We start from the raw sequence: 23136 nt of genomic DNA on the forward strand, positions 1-23136 counted from the left end.
GCTGGCGGCGCGCGGGCAGCCCGCGGCCTGCGTCGGCCACCTGACCGCGCGCATCGGCGATGGTGCCGACATGATGGCGCGCGGCCGGCTTTCGGCGGTGAACGCGCCGGCCGCCGCGCTGGGCCTGACCGAGGGCATGGCGGCCGCCGAGGCGCTGCGGATCCTCGCCCGCTCGCCGACCCTGCCGATCGCCGCCGTTGGCGCGATGGACGAGGCGCGGCGGGAGATCAAGGGTGCCGGCCGCGCCGGTGTGCGCGTCTTCGTCCTGGATTCGAACGGGCTGGTCGGCCCCAGCGATGCCGGCCATGTCGTGGTCACCGGCTCGCATGGCGGGCTGCTGGGCGGACGGCCGGAGACGGCGGTCAAGGCGCAGGTGCTGGCCGCGCTCTACAACGATGCCGGTATCGGGGTGGACCAGGCCGGCATCTCCCGCCTGCCGGCGCTGCAGGCGCGCGGGATCGCCGGCGCCTGCGTCTCCTGCTTCTCGGCCCGCATCGGCGACGGGATGAGCACCTGGACCGACGGCTACGTCTCGGCCCTGAACGAGGTCGCCGCACGACGCGGCGGCATGATCGGCCAATCGGCGCGCGACTTCGTCGCCGCCATCCTGGAGCATGTCTGAATGAGCGCGAACGCCATCCGCCGGATGACCGGCGGCCAGGCCCTGGCCGAGATGCTGAAGCTGCACGAGGCCGGGCCGATGTTCGGCATGGGCGGCTTCCAGCTGCTGCCCTTCTACGAGGCCTGCCGCGCGCTCGGCATCCAGCACATGCTGATCAACGACGAGCGCTGCGGCGCCTTCGCCGCGGATGCCTACGCCCGCGTCACCAACCGGCCCGGCCTGGTGGACGGCACGCTCGGCCCGGGCGCCACCAACCTCGCGACCGGGCTGGCGGAGGCGTTCAACGCCGGCATGCCGATGGTCGCCATCATCGGCGACGCCAACCGCCTGCACGCCTGGAAGAACATGACGCAGGAGGCGCGGCAGTTCGACGTGCTGCGCCCGCTGGTGAAGGAGGCGATCCGCGTCGAGGTCATCTCCCGCATCCCCGAGCATCTGCGCCGTGCCTTCGCCGTCGCCACCTCCGGCCGCCCCGGCCCGGTGCTTGTCGCGGTGCCGGAGGACGTCGCCCATGGCGAGCACGACTTCGACGCGGCCGATTTCTGGGTGGATCCCGGCACGCTGCGCGCCCAGGCCCGGCGCATGCGCCCCGACGCAATCGACCTCGCGCGCGCCGCCGCGCTGCTGGACAGGGCCGAGCGCCCGCTGGTGCTGGCCGGCGGCGGCGTCCACATCAGCGAGGCGCAGGCGGCGCTGACCCGCTTCGCGGAGGAGCAGGGCATCCCCGTCGCGCACACCATGTCCGGCAAGGGCGCGATCGCCTGCACCCACGCGCTGTCGGCCGGCGTCTTCGGGCGCTATTCGCGCATCGCCAACGATCTCATCGGAATGGCCGACTGCCTTCTCGTCGTCGGCTGCAAACTGGGCGAGATCGCGACGAAGCGCTTCACCCTGATGCCGCAGGGCGTGCCGCTGATCCACCTGGACGTGCTGCCGGAGGAGATCGGGCGCACCACGCGCACCGACGTGGCCCTCGCCGGCGATGCGCGCGCGACGCTGGAGGAACTGGCGGGCCTGCTGGCCGATGGCGGCAAGCGCGCCGCGTCGCGTGCAGGGTGGTGCGCCGAGGTGCCGAAGCGTATGGCCGCCTGGCGGGAGGGCGCGCGGGAGCGGCTGGAGAGCGTCGAGAGCCCGATCAATGTCGGACGCCTGCTGGGCGAACTGAACAAGGTCATGCCGGCGGATGCCGTGCTGGTGGCCGATGGCGGCTTTGCCGCCCATTGGGGCGCCCTGTTCTACGATACCAAGCAGCCCGGCCGCGGCTTCGTCGCCGATCGCGGCTTCGCCTCCATCGGCTACGGCGTTCCCGGCGGCATCGGCGCCCAGCTCGGCGTAGGGAAGGGGCGGCGCGTCGTGTCGCTCACCGGCGACGGCGGCTTCAACATGTCGATGGGCGAGCTGGAGACGGCGCGGCGCGCCGGTGCGCCTTTCGTCTGCTGCATCTTCAACAATGCCGCCAGCGGCTACGTGAAGGCGCTGCAGCATGCCGTCTATGGCGCCGGCAACTACCAGTCCTCCGATCTGCAGGAGATGGACTACGCCGCGATCACCCGCGCCATGGGCTGCCAAGGCATCCGCGTGACCGACCCCGAGAAGCTGGCCGGCGCGCTGCGCGACGGGCTGGAGAACACGGACACGCCGACGGTGCTGGACATCGTCGTCACCCGCGATCCCGCCCGCATGCTGCCGGCGGCGGACAACCGCACGCTGAAGGTGCAGAAGGGCGACAGGCCCGTGTGATGCCCGGCCTCGCGACCGCCTCCAACCTCGGCCGACTCCTCACCCACACCGCCCGCCGGGTCCCAGACGCGCCGGCGCTTGTCTGGCGTGACCGCAGCTGGACCTTTGCGGAGCTCGATGCACGCGTCGACCGTCTCGCGGCCGCGCTGCGCGGCCTGGGCGTGCGGAAGGGCGACCGCGTGCTGGTCCACTCCCGCAACTCGAACCGCATGTTCGAAAGCATGTGGGCCTGCTTCAAGGCCGGCGCCGTCTGGGTGCCCACCAACTTTCGCCTGACGCCGCCCGAGGTGGCGTATCTCGGCGCCTCCTCCCGCGCGGTCGTCATGCTGCGCGACGCGGGCTTCCAGGGCCACGCCGCCGCAGTGCGCGCCGCGTCGCCGCATCTGCGCCAGGTGATCGCGCTGGGCGAGGACCGCGCGCCGGACGAACTGGACTACGAGAACCTGCTCGTCGCCAACGCGCCCACCCTGCCGGACGCCGAGGCCGATATCGCCTATGATGACCCCGCCTGGTTCTTCTACACCTCCGGCACGACGGGCCGGCCCAAGGGGGCCGTGCTGACGCATGGCCAGATGTCCTTCGTGGTGACCAACCACCTGGCCGACCTGATGCCCGGCACGACGGAGCGCGATGCCTCGCTGGTCGTCGCCCCGCTGTCGCACGGCGCCGGGATCCACCAGCTGGCCCAGGTGGCGCGCGGTGCCGCCACCATCCTCACCGGGGGCGAGAAGCTGGATCCCGCCGAGGCCTGGGCGCTGGTGGAACGGCACCGTGTCAGCAACATGTTCACCGTGCCCACCATCCTGACAGCGCTGGTGCGCCACCCCGCCGTGGACGCGCATGACCATTCCAGCCTGCGGCACGTTATCTACGCCGGCGCCCCGATGTACGAGGCGGACCAGGCGGAGGCGCTGGCGAAGCTCGGCCCCTGCCTCGTGCAGTATTTCGGCCTTGGCGAGGTGACGGGGAACATCACCGTGCTGCGCCCTGACATGCACACCCCGGAGAATGCGGGGTCATGCGGCATCCCGCGGACGGGCATGGAGGTGGCGATCCTCGACGAGACCGGCGCGCGCCTGCCGCCCGGCGGCATCGGCGAGATCTGCGTGCGCGGCCCGGCGGTTTTCGCCGGCTACTTCGAGAACGAGGAGGCGAACCGCAGGGCCTTCGCCGGCGGCTGGTTCCATACCGGCGACCTTGGCCGGCTGGATGCGCGCGGCTTCCTCTGGATCACCGGCCGAGCCTCCGACATGTACATCTCCGGCGGGTCGAACGTGTACCCACGGGAGGCGGAGGAGGCGATCCTGATGCATCCCGCCGTTGCCGAATGCGCCGTGGTCGGCCTGCCGCATCCGAAATGGGGCGAGGCCGGCGTGGCCTGCGTGGTCGCTCGCGATGGGATGAGCGTGGACGAGGCCGCGATCCTCGACCACCTCAAGGACCGTATCGCCAGGTACAAGCAGCCGCTGCGCGTCGTCGTGTGGGACGCGCTGCCGAAGTCGGGCTACGGGAAGGTCCCCAAGTCCCTGGTCAAGGTCCGGCTGGCCGAGGATGGCGTGGCGTTCTAGCTTCCGCCGCACAAGGGAGTTCCGCCATGTCAGCCACCCTCTTCGCCAATGCCCGCATCCTGGACGGCACCGCCGACCATGCGGTCGAGGGCCACGTCCTGGTCGAGGGCGGGCTCATCAAGGAGGTTTCCGACAAGCCCATCTCGGCTTCGTCCGCACGCCGGGTGGACGTCGGCGGTCGTACCCTGATGCCCGGACTGATCGACGCGCATGTCCATGTCATTGCGTCGGAAGTGAACCTGGCTCGCCACGCGCTGCTGCCCGACGCGCTGGTCGCCTTCCGTGCGGCGAAGATCATGCATGGCATGCTGATGCGTGGCTTCACCACCATCCGCGACCTTGGCGGCGCCACTCAGGGCCTGCGCGCCGCGCGCGACGAGGGGCATTTCGACGCCCCGCGCATGGTGCTCTGCGGCAAGGCCATCTCCTCCACCGGCGGCCACAGCGACGGCCGCGGCCGGTGGGACAACCGCGACAACCACTGGGCCGAGCAGCGCCTGGGCGCGCTTGGCCGCATCGCCGACGGCGTGGATGCCGTGCGCCGCGCCTGCCGCGAGGAGATCAAGGCCGGCGCGGACTACATCAAGATCATGGCCAATGGCGGCGTCGCCAGCCCCACCGACCCGATCGCCTTTCTTGGCTACAGCAAGGACGAGATCCGCGCCGCGGTCGAGGAGGCGGCAATGGCGCAGACCTACGTCGCCGCCCACCTCTACACCGACGAGGCGATCGGCCGCGCGGTGGAATGCGGCGTGCGCAGCCTGGAGCACTGCAACCTCATCGAGGAAGCCACCGCCCGCAAGGCCGCCGAGGCCGGCGCCATCGCCTGCCCGACCCTGGTCACCTACCAGGCGCTGAAGGACGAGGGCGCCTCGCTCGGCCTGCCGCCCGAGAGCGTGGCGAAGATCGACACGGTGCGCCTGGCCGGGCTGGAGAGCCTGGAGAAGATGCGCCGCGCCGGCCTGACCATGGCCTTCGGCACCGACCTGCTCGGCGAGATGCACCGCCACCAGTCCGAGGAGTTCGTCATCCGCGGCCGGGTGCTGCCGGCCATCGAGGTGATCCGCAGCACGACCCTGCACGCGGCGAAGCTGCTGCGCATGGAAGGCCAGGTCGGCGTGGTCGCGCCGGGCGCCTTCGGCGACCTGATCGTGGTGGAAGGCGACCCGCTGAAGGACCTCTCGCTGCTGACGGGTCAGGGGAAGCACATCTCCGCCATCATGCTCGGTGGCCGCTTCGTGAAGGAGGCGTTCTGACCCGTCGGCGCGCCGTGATCCTGTTCCTGGCCCTGGTGCCCGGCTGCGCCGGGCCGCAATGGCCGCGCGGCCCGACGCTGGAGGAGACACGGCGCCGCCAGATCGAAGGCTGGGAGGAACAACGGGAGTGGCGGCGCTGGGGCAGGCCCTCGCCCTGGTGAGGGCCGGCGCTAGCCCGCATCGCCTGCATGGCGCGACACCGTCGCGCGCTCGCCCAGCACCCCGCGCGGCCGCAGCACCAGGATGGCGGCGATGAGCGTGCCGATCAGCACGACCTGCAGCGCCGCGCCGCGCGCCTGCTCGGCGGCCGGCAGCAATTCGCGGATCAGCCCGCCGGAGACGCTCCAGATCGCCCAGACCAGCACCGCGCCCAGCACCGCGCCGGCGTTGTTGCCCGACCCGCCGACGATCAGCATCGCCCAGACCTGGAAGGTGAGGATCGGCAGGAAGTCCTCCGGCGCGATGTAGCCGACGAAATGCGCGTAGAGCGCCCCGGCCAGGCCCATCAGCATGCAGCCGATGACGAAGCTCTGCAGGCGAAAGGCCGCGGCGCGCTTGCCGAGGCTCGCGGCCGCCAGCTCGTCCTCGCGGATGGCACGCAGTACGCGGCCCCAGGGGCTGGCGACCAGCCGCTCGAGCGCCCACCACGCCGCGCCCAGCACCGCCAGCACGAGGCCCAGATAGGCCAGGTTCCAGACGAAGCCCGTGCCGAGCACGCCGGCCAGCGGCTTCGGGATGGACTGGATGCCGAAGGGCCCGCCAGTCAGCCATTCCGCGTTCAGCGTGACCAGCTGGATCACCACCGCGATGCCGAAGGTGGTGATGGCCAGGTAGTCTTCCCGCAGGCGCAGGGCCGCCACGCCGACGACGAGGGCCGCGACGCCGGAGGCCGCCATGGCGCCGAGCCAGCCGGCGAAGATCGGCAGGCCCAGCCCGCCCACGCGCTCCGGGTCCGGCGGGCCGGTCAGCAGCGCGGAGGCATAGGCGCCGACCGCGACGAAGCCCGCGACGCCCACATTGAACAGGCCCGTGAAACCCCATTGCAGGTTGAGCCCCAGCGCCATCACCGCGAAGATTCCGGCGAACACCAGGAAGAAGGCCAGGTAGTTCAGGACTGCCAGCTGCTCCATCAGGCACGCTCCCCGAACAGGCCGGCGGGGCGGATCATCAGGATGCCGATCAGCACCAGGAAGGCGACGGCGGCGCGGTACTCGGCGCCGACCAGCGGCACGGCCAGGCTCTCCGCCAGCCCCACGATGTAGCCGCCAGCGACCGCGCCGCGCACGCTGCCGATGCCGCCCAGGATGGCGGCGGCGAACAGCGGCAGCAGCAGCTCGAAGCCCAGCATGGGGCGGATCTGGCCGACGATGCCGGCGAAGACGCCTGCCACCGCGGCCAGCGCCGCGCCGATCACCCAGGTCGCGCGGATCACCGCATCGGTGTCCACGCCGGCCACGCGGGCCAGCGCCGGGTTCATCGCGGTGGCCCGCATGGCGCGGCCCAGCGTGGTGCGGGTCAGCAGCAGCTGCAGCGCCAGCATCAACGCAAGGGTCAGGCCGATCACCAGCATCTGGTCCGGCGTGATGCGCAGACCCCCCAGCACGTCGCGCGGCACCAGCCGCACCGCGATCTGGATCTCCCGCGTGTAGTATTCGGGCAGCGTGCCGTAGAGGAACTGCACCAGGTTCCGCAGCGCCAGCGCCGCCCCGAAGCTGGCGATCACCAGGGTGATGGCGTTGCCGCGCCGGAGGCGCCGGAACAGCAGCCAGTCCACCGCCAGCGCCAGCGCCGCTGTCAGCGCCGCCGCCAGCAGCATCGCCACCACCAGTTGCCAGCCGAAGCTGAAGGGGCCGAGCGGCTCCATCACGCCCCCGCCCGTGACCGCCAGCACGAAGGCCAGCGCGGACACCGCCAGGTAGGCGCCCCAGGTCATGAACTCGCCCTGGCCGAAATTGGCGAAGCGCAGGATGGAGTAGGTGAGGGTGAGCCCCACCGCGCCCAGCGCGATGACGCTGCCCACCACCAGCCCGTCGGCGACCAGCTGCAGCATCGTCAATGCGCCTCCGCCGCCGCGCCGAGGTACAGCGCCGCCATGCGCGGATCGTCCGCGAGGTCGGCCGCGCGCCCTTCCAGCCGCTCCCGGCCCTCCACCAGCACCACCGCGCGGTCGGCGATGGCCAGCGCCGCCTTCACGTTCTGCTCCACCAGCAGGATGGTCACGCCGGTGTCGCGCACCGCCTTCAGCCGCTCGAACACCACGCCGACCAGCTTGGGCGACAGCCCCGCCGAGGGCTCGTCCAGCATCAGCACGGCGGGGGAGGCGACCAGCGCGCGGGCGACCGCCAGCATCTGCCGTTGCCCGCCGGAAAGCCGCCCGGCCGTCAGCCTGCGCTGCCGGTCGAGGTCGGGGAACAGCGCGAACATCTCGGCCAGCGGCCGGCGCCGCGGCTTCGCGATCAGGGCTGCGGCCAGCTGCAGGTTCTCCAGCACGGAGAGGTTGGCGAACACGTTCTCGGTCTGCGGCACGAAGCCCAGCCCCTCATGCACCATGCGGTGCGCCGGCACGCCGGTGATGTCGCGCCCGCCCAGCACCACGCGGCCCGACCAGACCGGCACCAGCCCCGCCGCGGCCTTGACCAGGGTGGACTTGCCCGCGCCGTTCGGGCCGAGCAGCGCCACGATCTCCCCCGGCGCAACGGCCAGCGAGGCGCCGCGCAGGATCGGCAGGCCGGGCTCGTAGCCGCCCTCGACGTTCTCGACCCGCAGCGCGTCCGTCACCCGAGGTAGGCCTCCACCACGCGCGGGTCGCGCTTCACCTCCTCCGGCGTGCCTTCCAGCAGCAGGCGGCCCTGGGCCAGCACCATCACCGGCCGGCACAGCGTCATCACCAGGTCCATGTTGTGCTCGATGATCAGGAAGGTGATGCCGCGCGCATTCAGCTCCGCGATCTTCTCCATGATAATGGCCAGCAGCGGCGGCGCGACGCCGGCACCGGGCTCGTCCAGCAGGATCAGCCGCGGCTCCGCCACCAGCACGCGGGCGAGTTCCAGCAGCTTGCGCTGCCCGCCCGACAGCACGCTGGCCGGCTGCCCGGCCAGCTTCGCCAGCCCGACGAAGTCCAGCCAGTGCATCGCGCGCTCGCGGTTCCGCCTCTCCTCCGCCGCCACCGCGCCGGGGCTGAGCCAGTTGGCCCAGAACCGCTCGCCCTGCTGGCCGGTGGGCGCCAGCATCACGTTCTCCAGCACGGTCATCGCGGGGAAAGGGCGGGGGATCTGGAAGGTGCGCGCCAGGCCCAGCGCGAAGACCTGGTCCGGACGCCGGCCGTCGATGCGCACGCCGTCCAACGCGATGGTCCCGGCATCCGGCCCCAGGCTCGCGGCGATCAGGTTGAACAGCGTGGTCTTGCCAGCGCCGTTCGGCCCGATCAGTCCGGTGATGGTGCCGCGCGCCAGGGTGAAGGACACGCCGTCCACCACCGGCGGTCCTCCGAAGGCCTTCGTCAATCCCTGCGCCACGAGCATCGCGGGCAAAGGCCGCGCGCGCGCCGCGGCGTCAAGCCCCGGCTTGCCCGGCCGCGCCGGCCGGCCGATACCGGGCCCGTTCGGCAGGGGCACGGCGATGGATCAGGACGGATTCGACCTCTGGGACCTGCGGGTGGAGGTGGTGGCGCCGCCCGGCGCGAAGCTGTGGTGCGGCGCGCAGCCCGGCGACCATTTCGAGCTGCGTGGCGAGATGCTGCACCTGCCGCCGGGCCAGGGCTTCTCGATCTACTCGCTGGCGGCGCTGCTGCCTCTGCTGCCGGCCAAGCAGCGCCCGACCCATCCGATGGACTGGATGACCAGCGACGCGGAGGTCGCCTGCCCCGACCCGAACTGCCCCAGCCGCTTCCGCATCACGCGGACGCAGCTGCGCCGCTTCCGCCGCGCCGACACCACGGCCACGCAGCTCCCATGACCGTCGAGACGACAGAACTCGCGCCGGGCTACCGCATCTCCCGTCTGATCCGCGGGGGCTGGCAGCTGGCCGGCGGGCATGGCGACATCGCGCGCGACCGCGCGATCGCCGACATGCGCGCCTTCCTGGATGCCGGCGTGACCACCTTCGACTGCGCCGACATCTACACCGGCGTCGAGGAGATGATCGGCGCCTTCCGCGCGACGCTGCCGACGTCCGACCGCGAAAGGCTGCATGTCCACACCAAGTTCGTGCCCGACCTCTCAGCGCTTTCCACGCTGACGCCCGCCGACATCGAGCGCGTCATCGACCGGTCGCTGCGGCGCCTGAACGCCGAGGCGCTGGATCTCGTGCAGTTCCACTGGTGGGACTACGCCATCCCCGGCTGGATCGAGGCCGCGCAGCACCTGGCGCGGCTGCGGGAGCGCGGCAAGATCCGCCATGTCGGCGGCACCAACTTCGACACGCCGCACACCCGGGCGATGATGGAGGCCGGCGTGCCGCTCGTCTCCATGCAGGTGCAGTATTCCCTGCTGGACCGTCGCGTGGCGGGCGCGATGAGCGAGCTCTGCGCGCGCAGCGGCATGCAGTTCCTGTGCTACGGCACCGTGGCCGGCGGGTTCCTCTCCGCGCGCTGGCTCGGCCAGCCGGATCCGGCGCAGCCGCTCGCCAACCGCAGCCTGGTGAAGTACCGCCTCATCATCGAGGAGTTCGGCGGCTGGGACGCCTTCCAGGCGCTGCTGCGCCTGCTGGACGGCATCGCGCGCAGGCACGGCGTCTCCATCACCGCGGTCGCCACGCGCTGGGTGCTGGACCAGCCGCATGTCGCCGCCGCCATCGTCGGCGCCCGCTACGCCGAGCACCTGCCGGACAACCTGGCCGTCTTCCGCTTCGCGCTGGACGCAGAGGACCGGGCGGCGATCGATGCGATGCTGGCCCGGCATCCGGGCCCGCAGGGCGATTTCTACGCGCTGGAACGCGACCGCACCGGGCCACATGGCCGCATCATGAAATACGAGCTGAACCGTGACTGAGCCCGTCGCCGCCTGTGCGGCGGAGATCGTCTCGCTGCACCGGGTCTTCGAGCGCGTCCTGGGTGTGCCCGGCGAGGACGGTTCCGCCCGCTTCGAGGCCGCCTTCGCCCCGGGCTTCGCGATGGTGATGCCGAACGGGCGGCGCCTGGACCGCGCCGAGGTGCTGGCCTTCCTGCACGGCGCCCGTGGCACGCGCGGCCCTGGCTTCCGCATCGCCATCGAGGACGTGGCGCTCCTTCATGTCGCGCCGCCGCTGCTGCTGATGCACTATGTCGAACGGCAATGGCTCGACGGGGGTGTCGAGACCGCCCGGCGCGCCGCCGCCCTGTTCCGGATGGAGCCCGCTGGCCCGCGCTGGCTCTTCGTGCAGGAGACGTGGGTCAGCCCGCCGCCGGCCTGACGCCCCCGTTTACAAGCCCGTGCCCCGCGGCGAGATTGCCGCCCTGTCATCGGATCGGGACCGGGGGAGACAAGACCATGACCATCACGCGCCGCACCGCGCTGGGCGCCGGCCTCGGCACGCTGGCCCTGCAGCTGGCCGGCCCCGCCCTGGCCCAAGGCCCCGCGACCACCCACACCATCGGCATGGTCGTCTCCCTGACGGGCCCCGCGGGGCGCTTCGGCCAGGCCGCGGCGAAGTCCGTCGAGCTCGCCTTCAACGACCTGAACGCCGCCGCGGGCGCGCAGGGCATCGCCGGCGGGCGCCTCGCCTTCGACCTGCGCGACGCGCAGTCCCAGGGCAGCGTCGCCGTGGACCAGGCGCGGCAGCTGGTGGATCTCCGCCGCGTGCCGGCCATCATCGGCGGCATCATCAGCAGCGTCTCCATCCCCATCGTCACCAGTGTGACGGGGCCGGCCGGCGTGGTGCAGATCTCGCCCGCCTCCTCCTCGCCGACGCTGACGCGCCTGGCGGCGGAAGGCCAGACGCGCGGCTGGTTCTTCCGCACCATCACCTCCGACGCGCTGCAGGGCACGGCGGCCGCGCGCTACGCCATGGACCAAGGCCTGCGGCGACTGGCCATCATCCACGTCAACAACGATTTCGGCGTGAACATGGTCAACGAGTTCCGCCGCGCCTATCTGGCGCTCGGCGGGCAGATCATGCAGACCGTGCCCTACAACCAGGGGCAGGCGAGCTACGCGCCGGAAGTGACGCAGGCGCTGCGCGGCGACCCGCCGGCGCTCTACCTCGTCTCCTATCCCGGCGACGGCACCACCATCGCGCGCACCTGGATCCAGCAGGGCGGCGCGCAGACCTTCCTGCTGAACGACGGCATGAACAGCGCAGACTTCATCCGCGACGTCGGGCCGCGCTTCCTGAACAATGCGTTCGGCACGTCGAGCGGCACCGTCACGACGCCCTCCACCGAGTATTTCGGCCGCGCCTATCCCGCCATGTCCGGCGGCTTCGGCGCGGGCGCACCGGCCGCGGACCGCGCCTTCGATGCCGCCGCCATCCTGGGCCTCGCCATCGCGAAGGCCGGCCGCTTCGAGGCCGCGCCGATCCGCGACGCCATCCGCGAGGTCACCGGCCCTGGCGGCGAGGTGGTGCATGCCGGCCCGGACGGCTTCCGCCGCGCGCTCGAGCTGCTGCGCGCCGGCCAGCGGATCCGCTATGTCGGCGTGATCGGCCCGGTGGAGTTCGACCAGCACGGCGACATCACCGGCCCCTTCCGCAAGTGGCGCATCCAGAACGGCGAGATCACCACCGTCGGCCAGATGACGACGGATGAGGTGCAGGCCGTGCAGCGGCAATTGCCGCCGCGATGAGGCCACCCCGCACGCTCCTCGCCCCCGGCCTCGACAGTAGCCGCATCGTCACTGGCCTCTGGCAGGTCGCCGACCAGCAGCGCGACGGCCGCAGCCTGGACCACGTGGCCGCGGCCGCGGCGGTGGCGGAATACGCTGCCGCCGGCTTCGACTGCTTCGACATGGCCGACCATTACGGCGGCGCGGAGGACATCGTCGGCCTGTTCCGCCGCGACGGCGGCACGGCGACGGTGTTCACGAAGTGGGTGCCCACGCCAGGCCCGATGACGCGCGACGTGGTGCGGGACGGCGTGGGCCGCAGCATCGAACGCCTGGGCGGCGTGCCGGACCTGATGCAGTTCCACTGGTGGAGCTTCCGCCACCCGGCGTGGCTGGACGCGCTTCGCGAGATGGCGGCGATGCGGGCGGAGGGCGCGCTGAAGCATCTCGGCGTGACCAACTTCGACACCGACCACCTGCGCGTCGCGGTGAAGCAGGGCATCCCTATCGCCACCAACCAGATCTCCTTCTCGCTGCTGGACCGCCGCGCGGCCGGCGACATGTCCGCCTTCTGCCTGGCGCATGGCGTGCGCATCCTGGCCTACGGCACGCTGGGCGGCGGTTTCCTCTCGGAACGCTGGGTCGGCGTAGAGGAGCCGGCCGAGTCCGACATCGCCGACTGGTCCAAGATGAAGTACCGCCGCTTCATCGGGGCCATGGGCGGCTGGGGCGCCTTCCAGCGCCTGCTGCGGGAAGTCGCGGCCATCGCGCGGCGCCATGGCGTCTCCGTCTCCAACGTCGCGACGCGCTGGGTGCTGGAGCATCCGGCGGTCGGCGCGGTGATCGTCGGCGCGCGGCTGACGGAAGCCGAGCACCGCGCCGACAACCTGCGCCTGTTCTCCTTCGCGCTGGATGCGGAGGACCGCGCGCGGCTGGACAGCGCGCTGGCCGGCGCGCGTCCGATCCCTGGCGATTGCGGCGACGAGTACCGCAAGCCGCCCTATCTGACCGCCGCCGGCGACCTCAGCCATCACCTCGACAGCCTGCCGAAGATCTACGCGGCCACCGAGGTCCGCCCCGGGCGGCTGCGCGTTGACAGCGGCAGCGTCTGGGAAGGCGCCTGCGGCTATTCGCGCGCGGTCCGCGTCGGCAAGCGCATCCTGGTCAGCGGCACGACGGCGACGCACACCGACGGCAGCGTGGTCTGCCCGGGCGATCCGGCCGGCCAGGCGGTCTATATCCTCGACAAGATCGCCGCCGCGATCGAGGCGCTGGGCGGCAGCATGGACGACGTGGTGCAGACCCGCATCTGGCTGCGCGACGCCAGCCACTGGGAGCCGGTGGGCCGCGTCCACGGCCGCGTCTTCGCAACCGCCCGGCCCGCCAACACCCTGGTGGAGGTCGGGCGGCTGGTCGGCGACTATCTTGTCGAGATCGAGGCCGAGGCCATCGTCGATTGATCCATCCCGAGGACCGCCTCCTCCACGCGCCGCTGCCCTTCCGGCCGAAGCTGACCTGGCCCGGCGGGGCGCGGCTGGCGGTCTGGGTCTGCCCGAACATCGAGCACTACGAGTTCCTCCCCGCCGCCATCCGCCAGCGCGATCCCTGGCCGCGCTCGCCGCACCCGGACGTGCTGTCCTACTCCCTGAAGGACTATGGCAACCGCGCCGGCGTGTGGCGGATGATGCAGGTGATGGACGCGCACGGCATCCGCGGCAGCGTCTCCTTCTCCATGGCAGTCGGCGAGATGTTCCCCGAGGTGCTGGACGCCATGCTCGCACGCGACTGGGACGTGTTCAGCCACGGCCTGTTCAACACGCGCTACCACTGGGGCCTGACCGAGGACGAGGAGGGCGCGGAGATCGCTGCCAGCGTCGAGGCCTGGCGCCGCATGACCGGGCGGCAGTTGCGCGGCTGGTTCTCGCCGGCCGGATCCAACACGCTCCGCACGCCCGACCTGGTGGCGGAAGCCGGCATCTCCTATCTCTGCGACCTGTATCACGACGACCAGCCCACGCCTGTGCGCGTGCGCGCCGGCCGGCTGGTGTCGCTGCCCTACCAGATGGATCTGAACGACGCGGTGATGATCGCGGCGGGGGCGGGGGAGGGCGAGGACTTCGCCCGGGCCGCGCGCGACATGTTCGACACGCTGTACGCGGAAGGCGCGGTGCAGCCCCGGGTGATGTGCGTCGCGCTGCACCCCTACCTGATCGGCCGCCCGCATCGCGTGCGCTACCTGGACGAGATCCTGGCCTACATGCGGAAGCACGAGGGCGTGTGGTTCGCCACCGGGGCCGAGATGGCGGACTGGTACCTCGCGCACCACCACGACGCCGCGTTGGCGGCGGCAATGCGATGATCCCGCCCCGCGGGCCAGACCACGCCCTCCACCCCTACGCGCCGCAGCCCGCGCGCCCGGACTTCGTGTGGCCCGGCGGCAAGAGGGTCGCCGCCTACATCCTCCTGCACATCGAGCACACCGAGATCGAGCCGCCCGCCGACGCCCATCGCGACCCGCGCTTCCGCGGCGCCTTCTTCACCGGTACGCCGGACTGGCACACGTACTCCTACCGCGACTACGGCAACCGCATTGGCGCCTGGCGCATCCTGGACCTGCTGGACGCGCTGAAGCTGCCGGCCAGCGTCGCCGTGAACACCCTCGCCGCGCGCCGCCACCCGGAGCTGATCGCCGCCTGCGCGGCCCGCGGCTTCGAGCCGGTGGCGCATGGCCACGCCGCCAGCCGGATGATCACTGCGCGCATGGAGGAAGCCGAGGAACGCGCGCATATCGCGACCGCGCGTGACGAGCTGGCGGCGATCTGGCCCGGCGCGACGGGCTGGCTCGGCCAGGACCACGGCGCCAAGGGGCGCACGACGCAGCTCCTGGCCGAGGCCGGTTTCGCGTATTCGCTCGACTGGGCGAATGACGACGAGCCCTATCTCCACGCCTCCGGCCTGCTGGCGCTGCCGCCGCCGGCGGAATGGGACGACGTGCAGACCCTCTGGCTGCGCCGCGTGCCGGTCACGCGCTGGCCCGGCCTGGTGCGCGATGCGCTGGACCGGCTGCTGGCGGAACCGCGCGGCGGCCGCGTGCTCGGCCTCGGCGTGCATCCCTGGATGCTCGGCGCGCCGCACCGCGTGCGCTACCTGCGCGACAGCCTGGAGGATCTGGCCTCGCGCGCGGACGTGCATGTCGCGACCTGCGGCACCCTCGCCGCGCAGGCCCGCGCCGCGCTTCACTCCGCGTAGCGCTTCTCCATCGCGTAATAGGCGTCGAAGCCCACCGCCGCATACAGCTCCTCGAAGGCCAGCAGCCGGTCCGGTCCCGGGTGTTCCCCGCGCGCGATCAGCGCCAGCGCATCCTTCTGCGCCTTGATCACCGCGTTCAGCAGCGTCACGCCCAGCAGCAGCACGCGATACCCGATCGCCTCCGCCTGCTTGGGCGTCAGGAACACGCGCCCGGGCTTCTCGACCTGCGCCAGCATGGTCGGCACGCCGCGCACCACGCGCTGCAGCGCCTCCATCTCCGCCGTGCTGGCAGGCGCCTCGAAATAGACGATGTCGGCGCCGAGCTCCGCGAAGGCCTGGGCGCGCCACAGCGCCTCCTCCAGCCCCACCGCGGCGCGACTGTCGGTGCGGCCGATCACCAGCAGGTCGCCGCCTGCCTTGCGGATCGCGTCGCGTGCCTCCAGCGCCGCGCGCAGGCGGGTCAGCGCCTCGGCGCGCGGCGCCACCTCCAGCCCCTGGGCGTAGCCGCAGCGCTTGGGGAAGACCTGGTCCTCGATCATCACGCAGGCGAAGCCAACCTGGTGGTAGCCCATCACGGTCCTGCGCACGTTGATCGGGCTGCCGAAGCCGGTATCGGCGTCGCCGATCACCGGGATGGCGGTCGCGGCGCAGACCTCCCGCCCGGCATCCAGCAACTCCCGGTAGGAAACCAGCCCCGCATCCGGCAGGCCCAGCCGCGCCGCGCTGACCGCGTAGCCCGAGAGGAAGGCAGCCGGGAAACCGGCCGCGGCGATCAGCCGCGCGCCCATCGCGTCGTGACAGCCCGGCACCACCGCAATGCCCGGCCCGCCGAGCGCCGCGCGCAGCCGCGCGGCAGGGGAGGGCAGCGGGCCCTCCGGTTCCGGGTCCAGGATCATGCGCGCCTCCTCCGGCGCCGATGCTGGCACGGCGACCCGGCCGCGGCCACCCGCGGCGGTTTTTGCTCGCCCGTGGGCGCGCCTGCGTTATCGTTCCCGCACGGGTCCCTGGCCCGCCGGGGACGCGCCCACCAGCAAGGCCGCCGCAGCGTGGCCGCAGAGGAAGCGCTCATGTCCCAAGGAGAAAAAGCTGCGACGCACGGCCCCCGCTGCGCCGCGCTCATCGGTCCCTATGCCAGCGGGAAATCCGCCCTGTTCGACGCCATGCTGGCTGCCGCCGGCCATCCCGGCCGGCGCAGCGGCAACGGCAGGACCCACCAGGGCGGCACGGAGATGCGCATCGGCCAGGCCAGCTTCCTGGGCGAGTCCTGGACCCTGCTGGACTGCCCCGGCTCGATCGAGTTCGCCCACGCCGCGGCCTGCGCCCTGGCCGTCGCCGACATCGCCGTGGTGGTGGTGGAGCCCGACCCGGCCCGCGCCGCCATGGCAGCGCCCTGCCTGCGCCTGGTGGAGGAGCTCGACATCCCCGCCGTGCTCTTCGTCAACAAGCTCGACACGCTCACGGCCGCGCCGCGCGACCTGGTCGCCGCGCTGCAGGACCATTCCCGCCGCCGCCTGCTGCTGCGCCAGGTGCCCTGGCGCGAGGGCGAGCGCATCGTCGGCTATGTGGACCTGATCAGCGAACGCGCCTGGCGCTTCCGCGAGGGCGCCGCCTCCGAACCCGCGCCCTTTCCGGAGGCGATGCGCGGCGTCGAGGCCGAGGCCCGCGCGGCCCTGGCCGAGGCGCTGGCCGATGCCGACGACTCGCTTCTGGAAGCCATCGTGGAGGACCGCGCCCCCGACGCCGCCGCCCTGTATCGGCCGCTGCATGCCGAGGAAGCCGCGGGCCATGCCATCGGCGTGCTGCTCGGCGCGGCCGAGCACGCCTCCGGCGTGCGCCGGCTGTGGAAGGCGCTGCGTCACGACGCGCCGGACGTCGCCGAGACGGCCGCCCGTCACGGCATCCCCGACGGCGCGGAGCCGCTGGCGCAGGTGTTCCGGACCGTGCAGGCCGGCCATGCCGGCCGCCTGTCCCATGTCCGGCTGTGGCGCGGCAGCGTGAAGGACGGTGCGGGCCTGGGCGGGCAGCGCATCGGCGGCATCTGGCGCTTCCCGGGCGGCGAGCCCGCCAAGGCGACGGAGGCAATGGCCGGCGACGTCGTCGCGCTCGGGCGGCTCGAATCGGCGGCGACCGGCGACACGCTGGGCGGCCCGCGCCTGCCTTTCCCCGCCCCGCCCGCGCCGACTTACGCCCTGGCCATCGAGCCGGAGGACCGCAAGGACGAGGTGAAGCTGGCCGGCGCGCTGGCGAAGCTGGTGGAGGAGGATCCCTCCCTGGTGGTCGAGCAGGCGGCCGAGACCGGCGAGACCATCCTGCACGGCCAGGGCGAGCAGCATCTGCGCGCCGCCCTGGAACGGCTGTCGGCCGGCGCGAAGATCGCCACCCATCGCCCCCGCGTGCCATACCGCGAGACCATCCGGCGGCAGGTGCGCCAGCATGCCCGGCTCAAGCGCCAGACCGGCGGGCACGGCCAGTTCGCCGACGTGACGCTGGAGGTGGCGCCGCGGCCGCGCGGCGCGGGCTTCGCCTTCGTGGACAAGGTCGTGGGCGGTGCCATCCCGCGCAAGTTCATCCCGGCCTGCGGCGAGGCGGCGGAGGAGGCGGCGCGCAAGGGGCCGCTCGGCAATCCCGTGGTGGATATCGAGGTGACGCTGGTGGATGGCGGCTTCCACAGCGTGGACAGCTCCGACATGGCCTTCGCCACCGCGACGCGCATGGCGATGCAGGACGCGCTGGCCAAGGCCGACCCGGTCCTGCTGGAGCCGGTGGAGCACGTGGCCGTGGTGGTGCCCGCCAGCTTCACGCCCTCCGCGCAGCGGCTGCTGACGGGGCGACGCGGCCAGATCCTGGGCTATGCCGAATGCCCGGACCGGCCGGGCTGGGACGAGGTGGAGGCTATGGTGCCAGCCGCGGAACTGCACGACCTGATCCTGGAGCTGCGTGGCCAGACGCTCGGCCTGGGAACCTTCCGGCACCGCTTCGACCATCTGGCGGAAAGCCGGGCGCGCTGACCGCTCTTCCCTTTCGTCGTGTTCCGGCAATAAAGTCCGGCCTCACCCGCCTACGGCTTGCGTGCAGGTCCCGACGGCGAATGACGGAGGATCACCGGTGCGCTTCGAAGTTGTTGAGCTTGGCCCGACGGCCAACAAGGTGGTGATGGTCGGACGTCTGGATTCGACGACGGTGGGCATGGTGGAGACGCCCTTCACGGCGGCGGTCTCCGCCTCCGGGCGCAGCGCGGTGCTGGACATGCGGAACCTCGAGTTCCTCTCCTCGCTCGGGATCCGCCTGCTGCTCTCGGCGGCGCGGGTGGTGTCGCGGCGCGGCGGCAAGGTGGTGCTGTTCGGCGCCCAGCCGATGGTCGCCGAGGTGCTCACCGCCATGGCGCTCGACGAGGTGCTGCCGCTCGTCGCGACGGAAGCCGAGGCGGTCGCCCGCCTGACCGGCTGAGTTCCCGCGTGCTGAGGCTCGAGGTGCCGCTCGAGCTGGCGGGGCTCGAATCGGCGCAGGACGAGGTCGAGGCGTACCTGCGCGCGCGCGGGGCCTCGGCTTCCGCGCTCTACAAGGTCAGGCTGGTGCTGGACGAGCTGGTGGCGAACCTCATGTCCCACGCCCGCTTTCCCGGGGCGCCGCAGCCCCTGCGCCTGGAGGTCGAGGCCGGCGCCGAGGGCATCCTGCTCGCCGTCGAGGACGCCGCCGCGCCCTTCGATCCGCGCACCGCCCCGGCGCCGGAGGGTCCGCCCTCGCTGGACGACGACCGGGTGGGAGGCCTTGGCCTCGCCCTGGTGCGACGCATGGTGGAGATCCGCGACTATCGGCCCGTGACCGGCGGCTGGAACCGCACGGAACTGGTCATCCCGCCGGGCTAGCGACTGCGCCCCGCGCAGGCGCCGCCGGGCCGCGGTCGCCGGGCGGCCGGGGTTGGGGCCGCCTGATGCGCCCGTCGAGCGTCTCCCCGGCGGCTGTCATCGAAGCTTCATCGAATTGCAACAGGGCCGTCGTGCCGGGGTCCTAGAAGGCGGACGCGGGCGGCGTGACATGCCGCGCCGGCCATCCACAGTCCGGAGAGAACGCAGTGAACAGGCGGACCCTTCTGCTCGGCACCGGTGCGGCGCTGGCCGCCCCCTTGGCCCTGGCCAACCGTCAGGCGCTCGCGCAGCAGGCAACCATCACCGGCGCCGGCGCGACATTCCCCCGCCCGCTCTATGAGCGCTGGGCGCAGGCGGCGCGCGAGGCCATCAACGTCCAGTTGAATTACCAGTCCATCGGCTCGGGCGGCGGCATCAACCAGATCACCGCGCGCACCGTGGATTTCGGCGCCTCCGACGCGCCCCTGACCACGGAGCAGCTGACGGAACGCAGCCTGCTGCAGTTCCCGACCGTGCTCGGCTCCGTCGTGCTCTCGGCGAACCTGCCGGGCGTGGCGGACAACGCGCTGCGGCTGACGCCGGAGATCGTCGTGGACATCTTCCTCGGCAAGATCACGCGCTGGAACGACCCCCGCATCGTCGAGGCGAATCGCGACCTGCGCATCCCCAACCTGCCGGTCGGCCCGGCCTATCGCGCCGACGGCTCCGGGACGACCTGGGTCTTCACCACCTATCTGTCGCGCGTGTCGAGCGAGTGGCGCGCCGGCCCGGGCGCCGGCACCTCCGTCCGCTGGCCCGTCGGCAACGGCGCCCGCGGCAATGAGGGCGTGTCGAACATCATCCGCAACACGCCGGGCGCCATCGGCTACATCGAGAACGCCTATGCGGTGGTGAACCGCATGGCGACCACGCAGCTGCGCAACAAGTCCGGCAACTTCGTGCGGCCCGAGCCGCCGGCCTTCAACGCCGCTGCCGCCGCGGCGGACTGGAGCGTGCCCAACTTCGCCGCCGACACCATCGACCTGAACGGCGCGACGGTGTGGCCGATCACCTCGCCGACCTACATCCTGCTGCCGACCAACCCGCCGGCCGACAAGGTGGAGGCCAGCCGAAACACCATGCGGTTCTTCGACTGGGCCTTCCGCCAGGGCAGCGACATCGCGTCGCGTCTCGAATACATCCCGCTGCCGGCCGCGGCGCACGACCTGGTCCGCGCCGCCTGGCGCGACCGCGTGAAGACGCCGTCCGGCAGCGCGGTCTGGACGGCCTGACCGGCCTGCGCCGTCCCGGCCGCGGACGGATCGCCGACGGCGCCGGCCGGCGCCGTGGAGGAGAGGAAGACGGGTGAGCGATATCGCGATGCGGCCGGGGGCAGCCCCGGCCATGGGCGCCCGGCGAACCGCCGGCAGCCTCGGCGACAAGCTGTTCGAGGCACTCTGCAAGGGCGCCGGCGTGCTCGTGCTGCTGACGCTCGGCGGCATCATCGTGACGCTCTTCATCGGCGCGCTGCCCGCCTTCCGGCATTTCGGCCTGGGCTTCCTGGTCTCGACGAACTGGGACCCGGTGGAGGGGCGCGAGGAGTTCGGCGCCTTCATCTCCATCTTCGGCACCATCGTCAGCTCGCTGCTGGCGATCGCCTTCGCGGTGCCGGTGGCCTTCGGGATCGCCTATTTCCTCACCGAGCTGGCGCCCCCCTGGATGCGGCGGCCCATCGGCACGGCGGTGGAACTGCTCGCCGCCATCCCCTCGATCATCTACGGCATGTGGGGCCTCTTCGTGCTGGTGCCCTTCGTGCAGATGAACATCCAGCTCGCCTTCGGGGAGACGCTGGCCGCCATTCCCCTGGTCGGCTTCCTGTTCGAGAGCCGCTCCTTCGCCGGCACCTCCCTGTTCTCGGCTGCGCTGGTGCTGGCCATCATGATCCTGCCCTTCATCGCCGCGACCATGCGCGACGTCTTCGAGCAGGTGCCGCCCGTCTACAAGGAAAGCGCGTACGGCCTCGGTGCGACGCGGTGGGAGGTGATGCGCGGCGTCGTCATCCCCTATACGCGGGTGTCCGTGGTGGGCGGCATCATGCTCGGCCTCGGCCGCGCCCTTGGCGAGACGATGGCGGTCACTTTCGTGATCGGCAACGCGAACCGCATGCCGCAGAGCATCTTCGACCCCTCCACCACCATCGCCTCCGTCATCGCGATGGAGTTCCCGGAGAGCCTGGCCGGCAGCCTGCAGCAATCCGCGCTGTTCGCCATCGGCTTCCTGCTCTTCATCATCTCATTCGTGGTGCTGGCGACCAGTCGCTGGCTGCTGCGATCCCGGCTGAAGGCCTAGGGCGATGAGCGCCAGCACCCTGTCCCACGCGCCGGCCCGCGACCCCGCGGCGGCCCGCGCGCTCGGCCGGCGGCGGTCGTACATGGACCGCATCATCACCGCGTTCTGCCTGGCCGCCACCGCGATCGGCCTGTTCTTCCTGGCCTCCATCCTCGCCACGCTGCTCTGGCGCGGGCTCGGCGCGCTGGACTGGACCGTGCTGTCCACCGATTTCCGCCCGACGACCTACGGCGACGACACGCTGCCGAAGGGCGGGTTGCTGCACGCCATCATCGGCAGCCTGATCCAGGTATCGCTGGCCACGCTGGTCGGCACGCCCATCGGCCTGCTGGTCGGCACCTACCTGGCCGAATACGCGCGCGGCTCGGCGCTCGGCAACGCGGTCCGCTTCGTCTCCGACATCCTGCTCTCCGCACCGTCCATCCTGATCGGGCTGTTCATCTACCAGCTCGTCGTTCTGCCCATGGGCGGCTTCTCCGGCATCGCCGGCGTCTTCGCGCTGGCGATCATCGTCATCCCCGTGGTCGTCCGCACGACCGAGGACATGCTGCAGCTGATCCCGAATACCTTGCGCGAAGCGGTGATCGGCCTCGGTGCGCCGAAGTGGAAGATGATCGTGCTGGTCTGCTACAAGGCCGCGCTGTCGGGCATTGTCACCGGCGTGCTGCTCGCCATCGCGCGCATCGCCGGGGAGACGGCGCCGCTGCTGCTGACCTCCTTCGGCAACAACGTCGTCTCGACAGACCTGGGCCGCGCCATGGCCAGCCTGCCCATGTCCATCTACCAGCAGGCGAATTCCGGCTTCCCGGACCTGATCGCCATCGCCTGGGCCGGTGCGCTGCTCGTCACCCTCGGCGTGCTGGTCATCAATGTCATCGCCCGCGTCGTCCTGCGGAAGCGGACGTGACCGAGGAGAGTAGCCCGATGAGCTCCACCACGGATCAGCCCGCAGCACTCGCCGAAGGCGCATCCTTCGGCAATGTCCAGGCCCGGTCGGCTGCCACCATCAACGCGGTCTCCCGCATCTCCGTGCGGCACCTGGATTTCTACTACGGCGCCAACAAGGCGCTGAAGGACATCAACCTCGAGCTGCCGGACCGCCAGGTCACCGGCATGATCGGGCCTTCGGGCTGCGGCAAGTCCACGCTGCTGCGCGTGCTGAACCGGATGTACAGCCTCTATCCCGGGCAGCGGGCAGAGGGCGAGGTGCTGATGGACGGGCGCAACATGATCGCGCCCGACGTGGACCTGAACGAGCTGCGCGCCAAGGTCGGCATGGTCTTCCAGAAGCCGACCCCGTTCCCGATGACGATCTACGAGAACATCTCCTTCGGCGTGAAGCTGCACGAGAAGCTCTCGAAGTCCCAGATGGACGACCGCGTCGAATGGGCGCTGACGCGGGCGGCGATCTGGGGTGAGGTGAAGGACCGGCTGAACAGCAGCGCCCTCGGCCTCTCCGGCGGGCAGCAGCAGCGGCTGTGCATCGCCCGCACCATCGCCGTGCGGCCAGAGGTGATCCTTTTCGATGAGCCGACCTCCGCACTCGATCCGATCAGCACGCTGAAGATCGAGGAACTGATCGACGAGCTGAAGCGCGACTTCACCATCTGCATCGTCACCCACAACATGCAGCAGGCCGCGCGCTGCGCCGACCAGGTGGCGTTCTTCTACCTGGGCGAGCTGGTGGAGGTGGCGCCGGCGGCGCAGATGTTCACCGCCCCGCGCGAGAAGCGCACCCAGGAATACATCACCGGCCGGTTCGGCTGAGGG

The 23136-nt window shown here is 71.8% G+C and carries 24 protein-coding genes; 19 read left to right on the forward strand and 5 right to left on the reverse strand.

The genetic code is table 11. The annotated features are described in order from the left end of the window. The 5 genes from OZN99_RS04525 to OZN99_RS04545 form a co-directional block, all read left to right on the forward strand. On the forward strand, window positions 1–622 hold a 622-nt coding region (locus OZN99_RS04525), incomplete at its 5' end, for a hypothetical protein (RefSeq protein WP_270933986.1). Next, entirely contained in the window at window positions 623–2362 is a 1740-nt protein-coding gene (locus tag OZN99_RS04530; protein WP_270933987.1) for a thiamine pyrophosphate-binding protein, read from the forward strand. It begins immediately after the preceding gene. Next, complete coding sequence (locus tag OZN99_RS04535; RefSeq protein WP_270933988.1) at window positions 2362–3930, forward strand: acyl-CoA synthetase; 1569 nt, start codon at window positions 2362–2364, stop codon at window positions 3928–3930. The genes OZN99_RS04530 and OZN99_RS04535 overlap by 1 nt, the downstream gene beginning before the upstream one ends. A 26-nt stretch (window positions 3931–3956) precedes the next feature. Next, window positions 3957–5186, forward strand: a complete 1230-nt coding sequence (locus OZN99_RS04540) for a metal-dependent hydrolase family protein (RefSeq protein WP_270933989.1) — start codon at window positions 3957–3959, stop codon at window positions 5184–5186. Between the two features lie 14 nt (window positions 5187–5200). Beyond that, a complete protein-coding gene (locus tag OZN99_RS04545; RefSeq protein WP_270933990.1) occupies window positions 5201–5347 on the forward strand; it encodes a hypothetical protein in 147 nt (48 codons plus the stop codon). Window positions 5348–5356: 9 nt separating this feature from the next. Here the strand turns inward: OZN99_RS04545 and OZN99_RS04550 are convergent, their stop codons facing one another. From OZN99_RS04550 to OZN99_RS04565, 4 genes are read right to left on the reverse strand one after another with little or no spacing between them, the layout of a single operon-like run. Beyond that, a complete protein-coding gene (locus OZN99_RS04550; protein ID WP_270933991.1) occupies window positions 5357–6316 on the reverse strand; it encodes a branched-chain amino acid ABC transporter permease in 960 nt (319 codons plus the stop codon). Continuing rightward, window positions 6316–7236 carry a branched-chain amino acid ABC transporter permease gene (locus tag OZN99_RS04555; RefSeq protein ID WP_270933992.1) on the reverse strand — a complete coding sequence of 307 codons (921 nt, stop codon included), beginning with the start codon at window positions 7234–7236 and terminating at the stop codon, window positions 6316–6318. The genes OZN99_RS04550 and OZN99_RS04555 overlap by 1 nt, the downstream gene beginning before the upstream one ends. 2 nt (window positions 7237–7238) lie before the next feature. Beyond that, a complete protein-coding gene (locus tag OZN99_RS04560) occupies window positions 7239–7964 on the reverse strand; it encodes an ABC transporter ATP-binding protein (RefSeq protein ID WP_270933993.1) in 726 nt (241 codons plus the stop codon). Further along, complete coding sequence (locus tag OZN99_RS04565) at window positions 7961–8800, reverse strand: ABC transporter ATP-binding protein (protein ID WP_270933994.1); 840 nt, start codon at window positions 8798–8800, stop codon at window positions 7961–7963. The genes OZN99_RS04560 and OZN99_RS04565 overlap by 4 nt, the downstream gene beginning before the upstream one ends. Before the next feature lie 4 nt (window positions 8801–8804). Between OZN99_RS04565 and OZN99_RS04570 the strand changes: the two genes are divergently transcribed. The 7 genes from OZN99_RS04570 (at window position 8805) to OZN99_RS04600 (ending at window position 15172) form a co-directional block, all read left to right on the forward strand. Further along, window positions 8805–9140, forward strand: coding sequence for a TIGR04076 family protein (locus OZN99_RS04570; RefSeq protein ID WP_270933995.1), 336 nt, complete (start codon window positions 8805–8807; stop codon window positions 9138–9140). Further along, the gene (locus OZN99_RS04575) at window positions 9137–10174 is read left to right on the forward strand and encodes an aldo/keto reductase (protein WP_270933996.1); all 1038 of its coding nucleotides are present in this window, start codon (window positions 9137–9139) and stop codon (window positions 10172–10174) included. Before OZN99_RS04570 ends, OZN99_RS04575 begins: the two co-directional genes overlap by 4 nt. Beyond that, entirely contained in the window at window positions 10167–10574 is a 408-nt protein-coding gene (locus OZN99_RS04580) for a hypothetical protein (protein WP_270933997.1), read from the forward strand. Before OZN99_RS04575 ends, OZN99_RS04580 begins: the two co-directional genes overlap by 8 nt. A 77-nt stretch (window positions 10575–10651) precedes the next feature. Then, on the forward strand, window positions 10652–11944 hold the full coding sequence (locus tag OZN99_RS04585; RefSeq protein WP_270933998.1) for an ABC transporter substrate-binding protein: 1293 nt from the start codon (window positions 10652–10654) through the stop codon (window positions 11942–11944). Next, entirely contained in the window at window positions 11941–13383 is a 1443-nt protein-coding gene (locus OZN99_RS04590) for an aldo/keto reductase (protein WP_270933999.1), read from the forward strand. The genes OZN99_RS04585 and OZN99_RS04590 overlap by 4 nt, the downstream gene beginning before the upstream one ends. After that, complete coding sequence (locus OZN99_RS04595) at window positions 13380–14282, forward strand: polysaccharide deacetylase family protein (RefSeq protein WP_270934000.1); 903 nt, start codon at window positions 13380–13382, stop codon at window positions 14280–14282. The genes OZN99_RS04590 and OZN99_RS04595 overlap by 4 nt, the downstream gene beginning before the upstream one ends. After that, window positions 14279–15172, forward strand: coding sequence for a polysaccharide deacetylase family protein (locus tag OZN99_RS04600; RefSeq protein ID WP_270934001.1), 894 nt, complete (start codon window positions 14279–14281; stop codon window positions 15170–15172). Before OZN99_RS04595 ends, OZN99_RS04600 begins: the two co-directional genes overlap by 4 nt. On the opposite strand, the gene OZN99_RS04605 is transcribed toward OZN99_RS04600, so the two are convergent. Continuing rightward, complete coding sequence (locus OZN99_RS04605; RefSeq protein ID WP_270934002.1) at window positions 15160–16068, reverse strand: isocitrate lyase/PEP mutase family protein; 909 nt, start codon at window positions 16066–16068, stop codon at window positions 15160–15162. The two genes, OZN99_RS04600 and OZN99_RS04605, sit on opposite strands and share 13 nt — an antisense overlap. A gap of 171 nt (window positions 16069–16239) precedes the next feature. On the opposite strand from OZN99_RS04605, the gene OZN99_RS04610 reads away from it, so the two are divergent. From OZN99_RS04610 to pstB, 7 genes are all read left to right on the forward strand, one after another. Next, window positions 16240–18180 (forward strand): elongation factor G, encoded by a 1941-nt coding sequence (locus OZN99_RS04610; protein WP_270934003.1) that lies wholly within the window; start codon window positions 16240–16242, stop codon window positions 18178–18180. Window positions 18181–18277: 97 nt separating this feature from the next. Further along, window positions 18278–18619, forward strand: coding sequence for an STAS domain-containing protein (locus OZN99_RS04615; protein ID WP_270934004.1), 342 nt, complete (start codon window positions 18278–18280; stop codon window positions 18617–18619). An 8-nt stretch (window positions 18620–18627) separates the two neighbouring features. Continuing rightward, the gene (locus tag OZN99_RS04620; protein WP_270934005.1) at window positions 18628–19038 is read left to right on the forward strand and encodes an ATP-binding protein; all 411 of its coding nucleotides are present in this window, start codon (window positions 18628–18630) and stop codon (window positions 19036–19038) included. A gap of 206 nt (window positions 19039–19244) precedes the next feature. Then, complete coding sequence (gene pstS / locus OZN99_RS04625; RefSeq protein ID WP_270934006.1) at window positions 19245–20309, forward strand: phosphate ABC transporter substrate-binding protein PstS; 1065 nt, start codon at window positions 19245–19247, stop codon at window positions 20307–20309. Window positions 20310–20397: 88 nt separating this feature from the next. Further along, complete coding sequence (pstC, locus tag OZN99_RS04630) at window positions 20398–21366, forward strand: phosphate ABC transporter permease subunit PstC (RefSeq protein ID WP_408611805.1); 969 nt, start codon at window positions 20398–20400, stop codon at window positions 21364–21366. A gap of 4 nt (window positions 21367–21370) precedes the next feature. Continuing rightward, a complete protein-coding gene (gene pstA / locus OZN99_RS04635; protein WP_270934008.1) occupies window positions 21371–22273 on the forward strand; it encodes a phosphate ABC transporter permease PstA in 903 nt (300 codons plus the stop codon). A gap of 17 nt (window positions 22274–22290) precedes the next feature. Then, a complete protein-coding gene (pstB, locus tag OZN99_RS04640) occupies window positions 22291–23133 on the forward strand; it encodes a phosphate ABC transporter ATP-binding protein PstB (protein WP_270934009.1) in 843 nt (280 codons plus the stop codon). Window positions 23134–23136: the final 3 nt, after the last annotated feature.

The sequence above is a fragment of the Falsiroseomonas oryzae genome (assembly GCF_027856955.1).
GTDB classification, from domain to species: domain Bacteria; phylum Pseudomonadota; class Alphaproteobacteria; order Acetobacterales; family Acetobacteraceae; genus Falsiroseomonas; species Falsiroseomonas oryzae.

Excerpts from the sequence above, each read along its gene's own strand:
- OZN99_RS04575 (WP_270933996.1), top strand. The coding sequence starts at position 9,137 with ATGACCGTCGAGACGACAGAACTCGCGCCGGGCTACCGCATCTCCCGT.
- pstB (WP_270934009.1), top strand. The coding sequence starts at position 22,291 with ATGAGCTCCACCACGGATCAGCCCGCAGCACTCGCCGAAGGCGCATCC.
- OZN99_RS04605 (WP_270934002.1), bottom strand. The coding sequence starts at position 16,068 with ATGATCCTGGACCCGGAACCGGAGGGCCCGCTGCCCTCCCCTGCCGCG.
- OZN99_RS04550 (WP_270933991.1), bottom strand. The coding sequence starts at position 6,316 with ATGGAGCAGCTGGCAGTCCTGAACTACCTGGCCTTCTTCCTGGTGTTC.
- OZN99_RS04570 (WP_270933995.1), top strand. The coding sequence starts at position 8,805 with ATGGATCAGGACGGATTCGACCTCTGGGACCTGCGGGTGGAGGTGGTG.
- OZN99_RS04535 (WP_270933988.1), top strand. The coding sequence starts at position 2,362 with ATGCCCGGCCTCGCGACCGCCTCCAACCTCGGCCGACTCCTCACCCAC.
- OZN99_RS04555 (WP_270933992.1), bottom strand. The coding sequence starts at position 7,236 with ATGCTGCAGCTGGTCGCCGACGGGCTGGTGGTGGGCAGCGTCATCGCG.
- OZN99_RS04590 (WP_270933999.1), top strand. The coding sequence starts at position 11,941 with ATGAGGCCACCCCGCACGCTCCTCGCCCCCGGCCTCGACAGTAGCCGC.
- OZN99_RS04540 (WP_270933989.1), top strand. The coding sequence starts at position 3,957 with ATGTCAGCCACCCTCTTCGCCAATGCCCGCATCCTGGACGGCACCGCC.
- pstA (WP_270934008.1), top strand. The coding sequence starts at position 21,371 with ATGAGCGCCAGCACCCTGTCCCACGCGCCGGCCCGCGACCCCGCGGCG.
- OZN99_RS04610 (WP_270934003.1), top strand. The coding sequence starts at position 16,240 with ATGTCCCAAGGAGAAAAAGCTGCGACGCACGGCCCCCGCTGCGCCGCG.
- OZN99_RS04530 (WP_270933987.1), top strand. The coding sequence starts at position 623 with ATGAGCGCGAACGCCATCCGCCGGATGACCGGCGGCCAGGCCCTGGCC.
- pstC (WP_408611805.1), top strand. The coding sequence starts at position 20,398 with ATGCGGCCGGGGGCAGCCCCGGCCATGGGCGCCCGGCGAACCGCCGGC.
- OZN99_RS04600 (WP_270934001.1), top strand. The coding sequence starts at position 14,279 with ATGATCCCGCCCCGCGGGCCAGACCACGCCCTCCACCCCTACGCGCCG.
- OZN99_RS04585 (WP_270933998.1), top strand. The coding sequence starts at position 10,652 with ATGACCATCACGCGCCGCACCGCGCTGGGCGCCGGCCTCGGCACGCTG.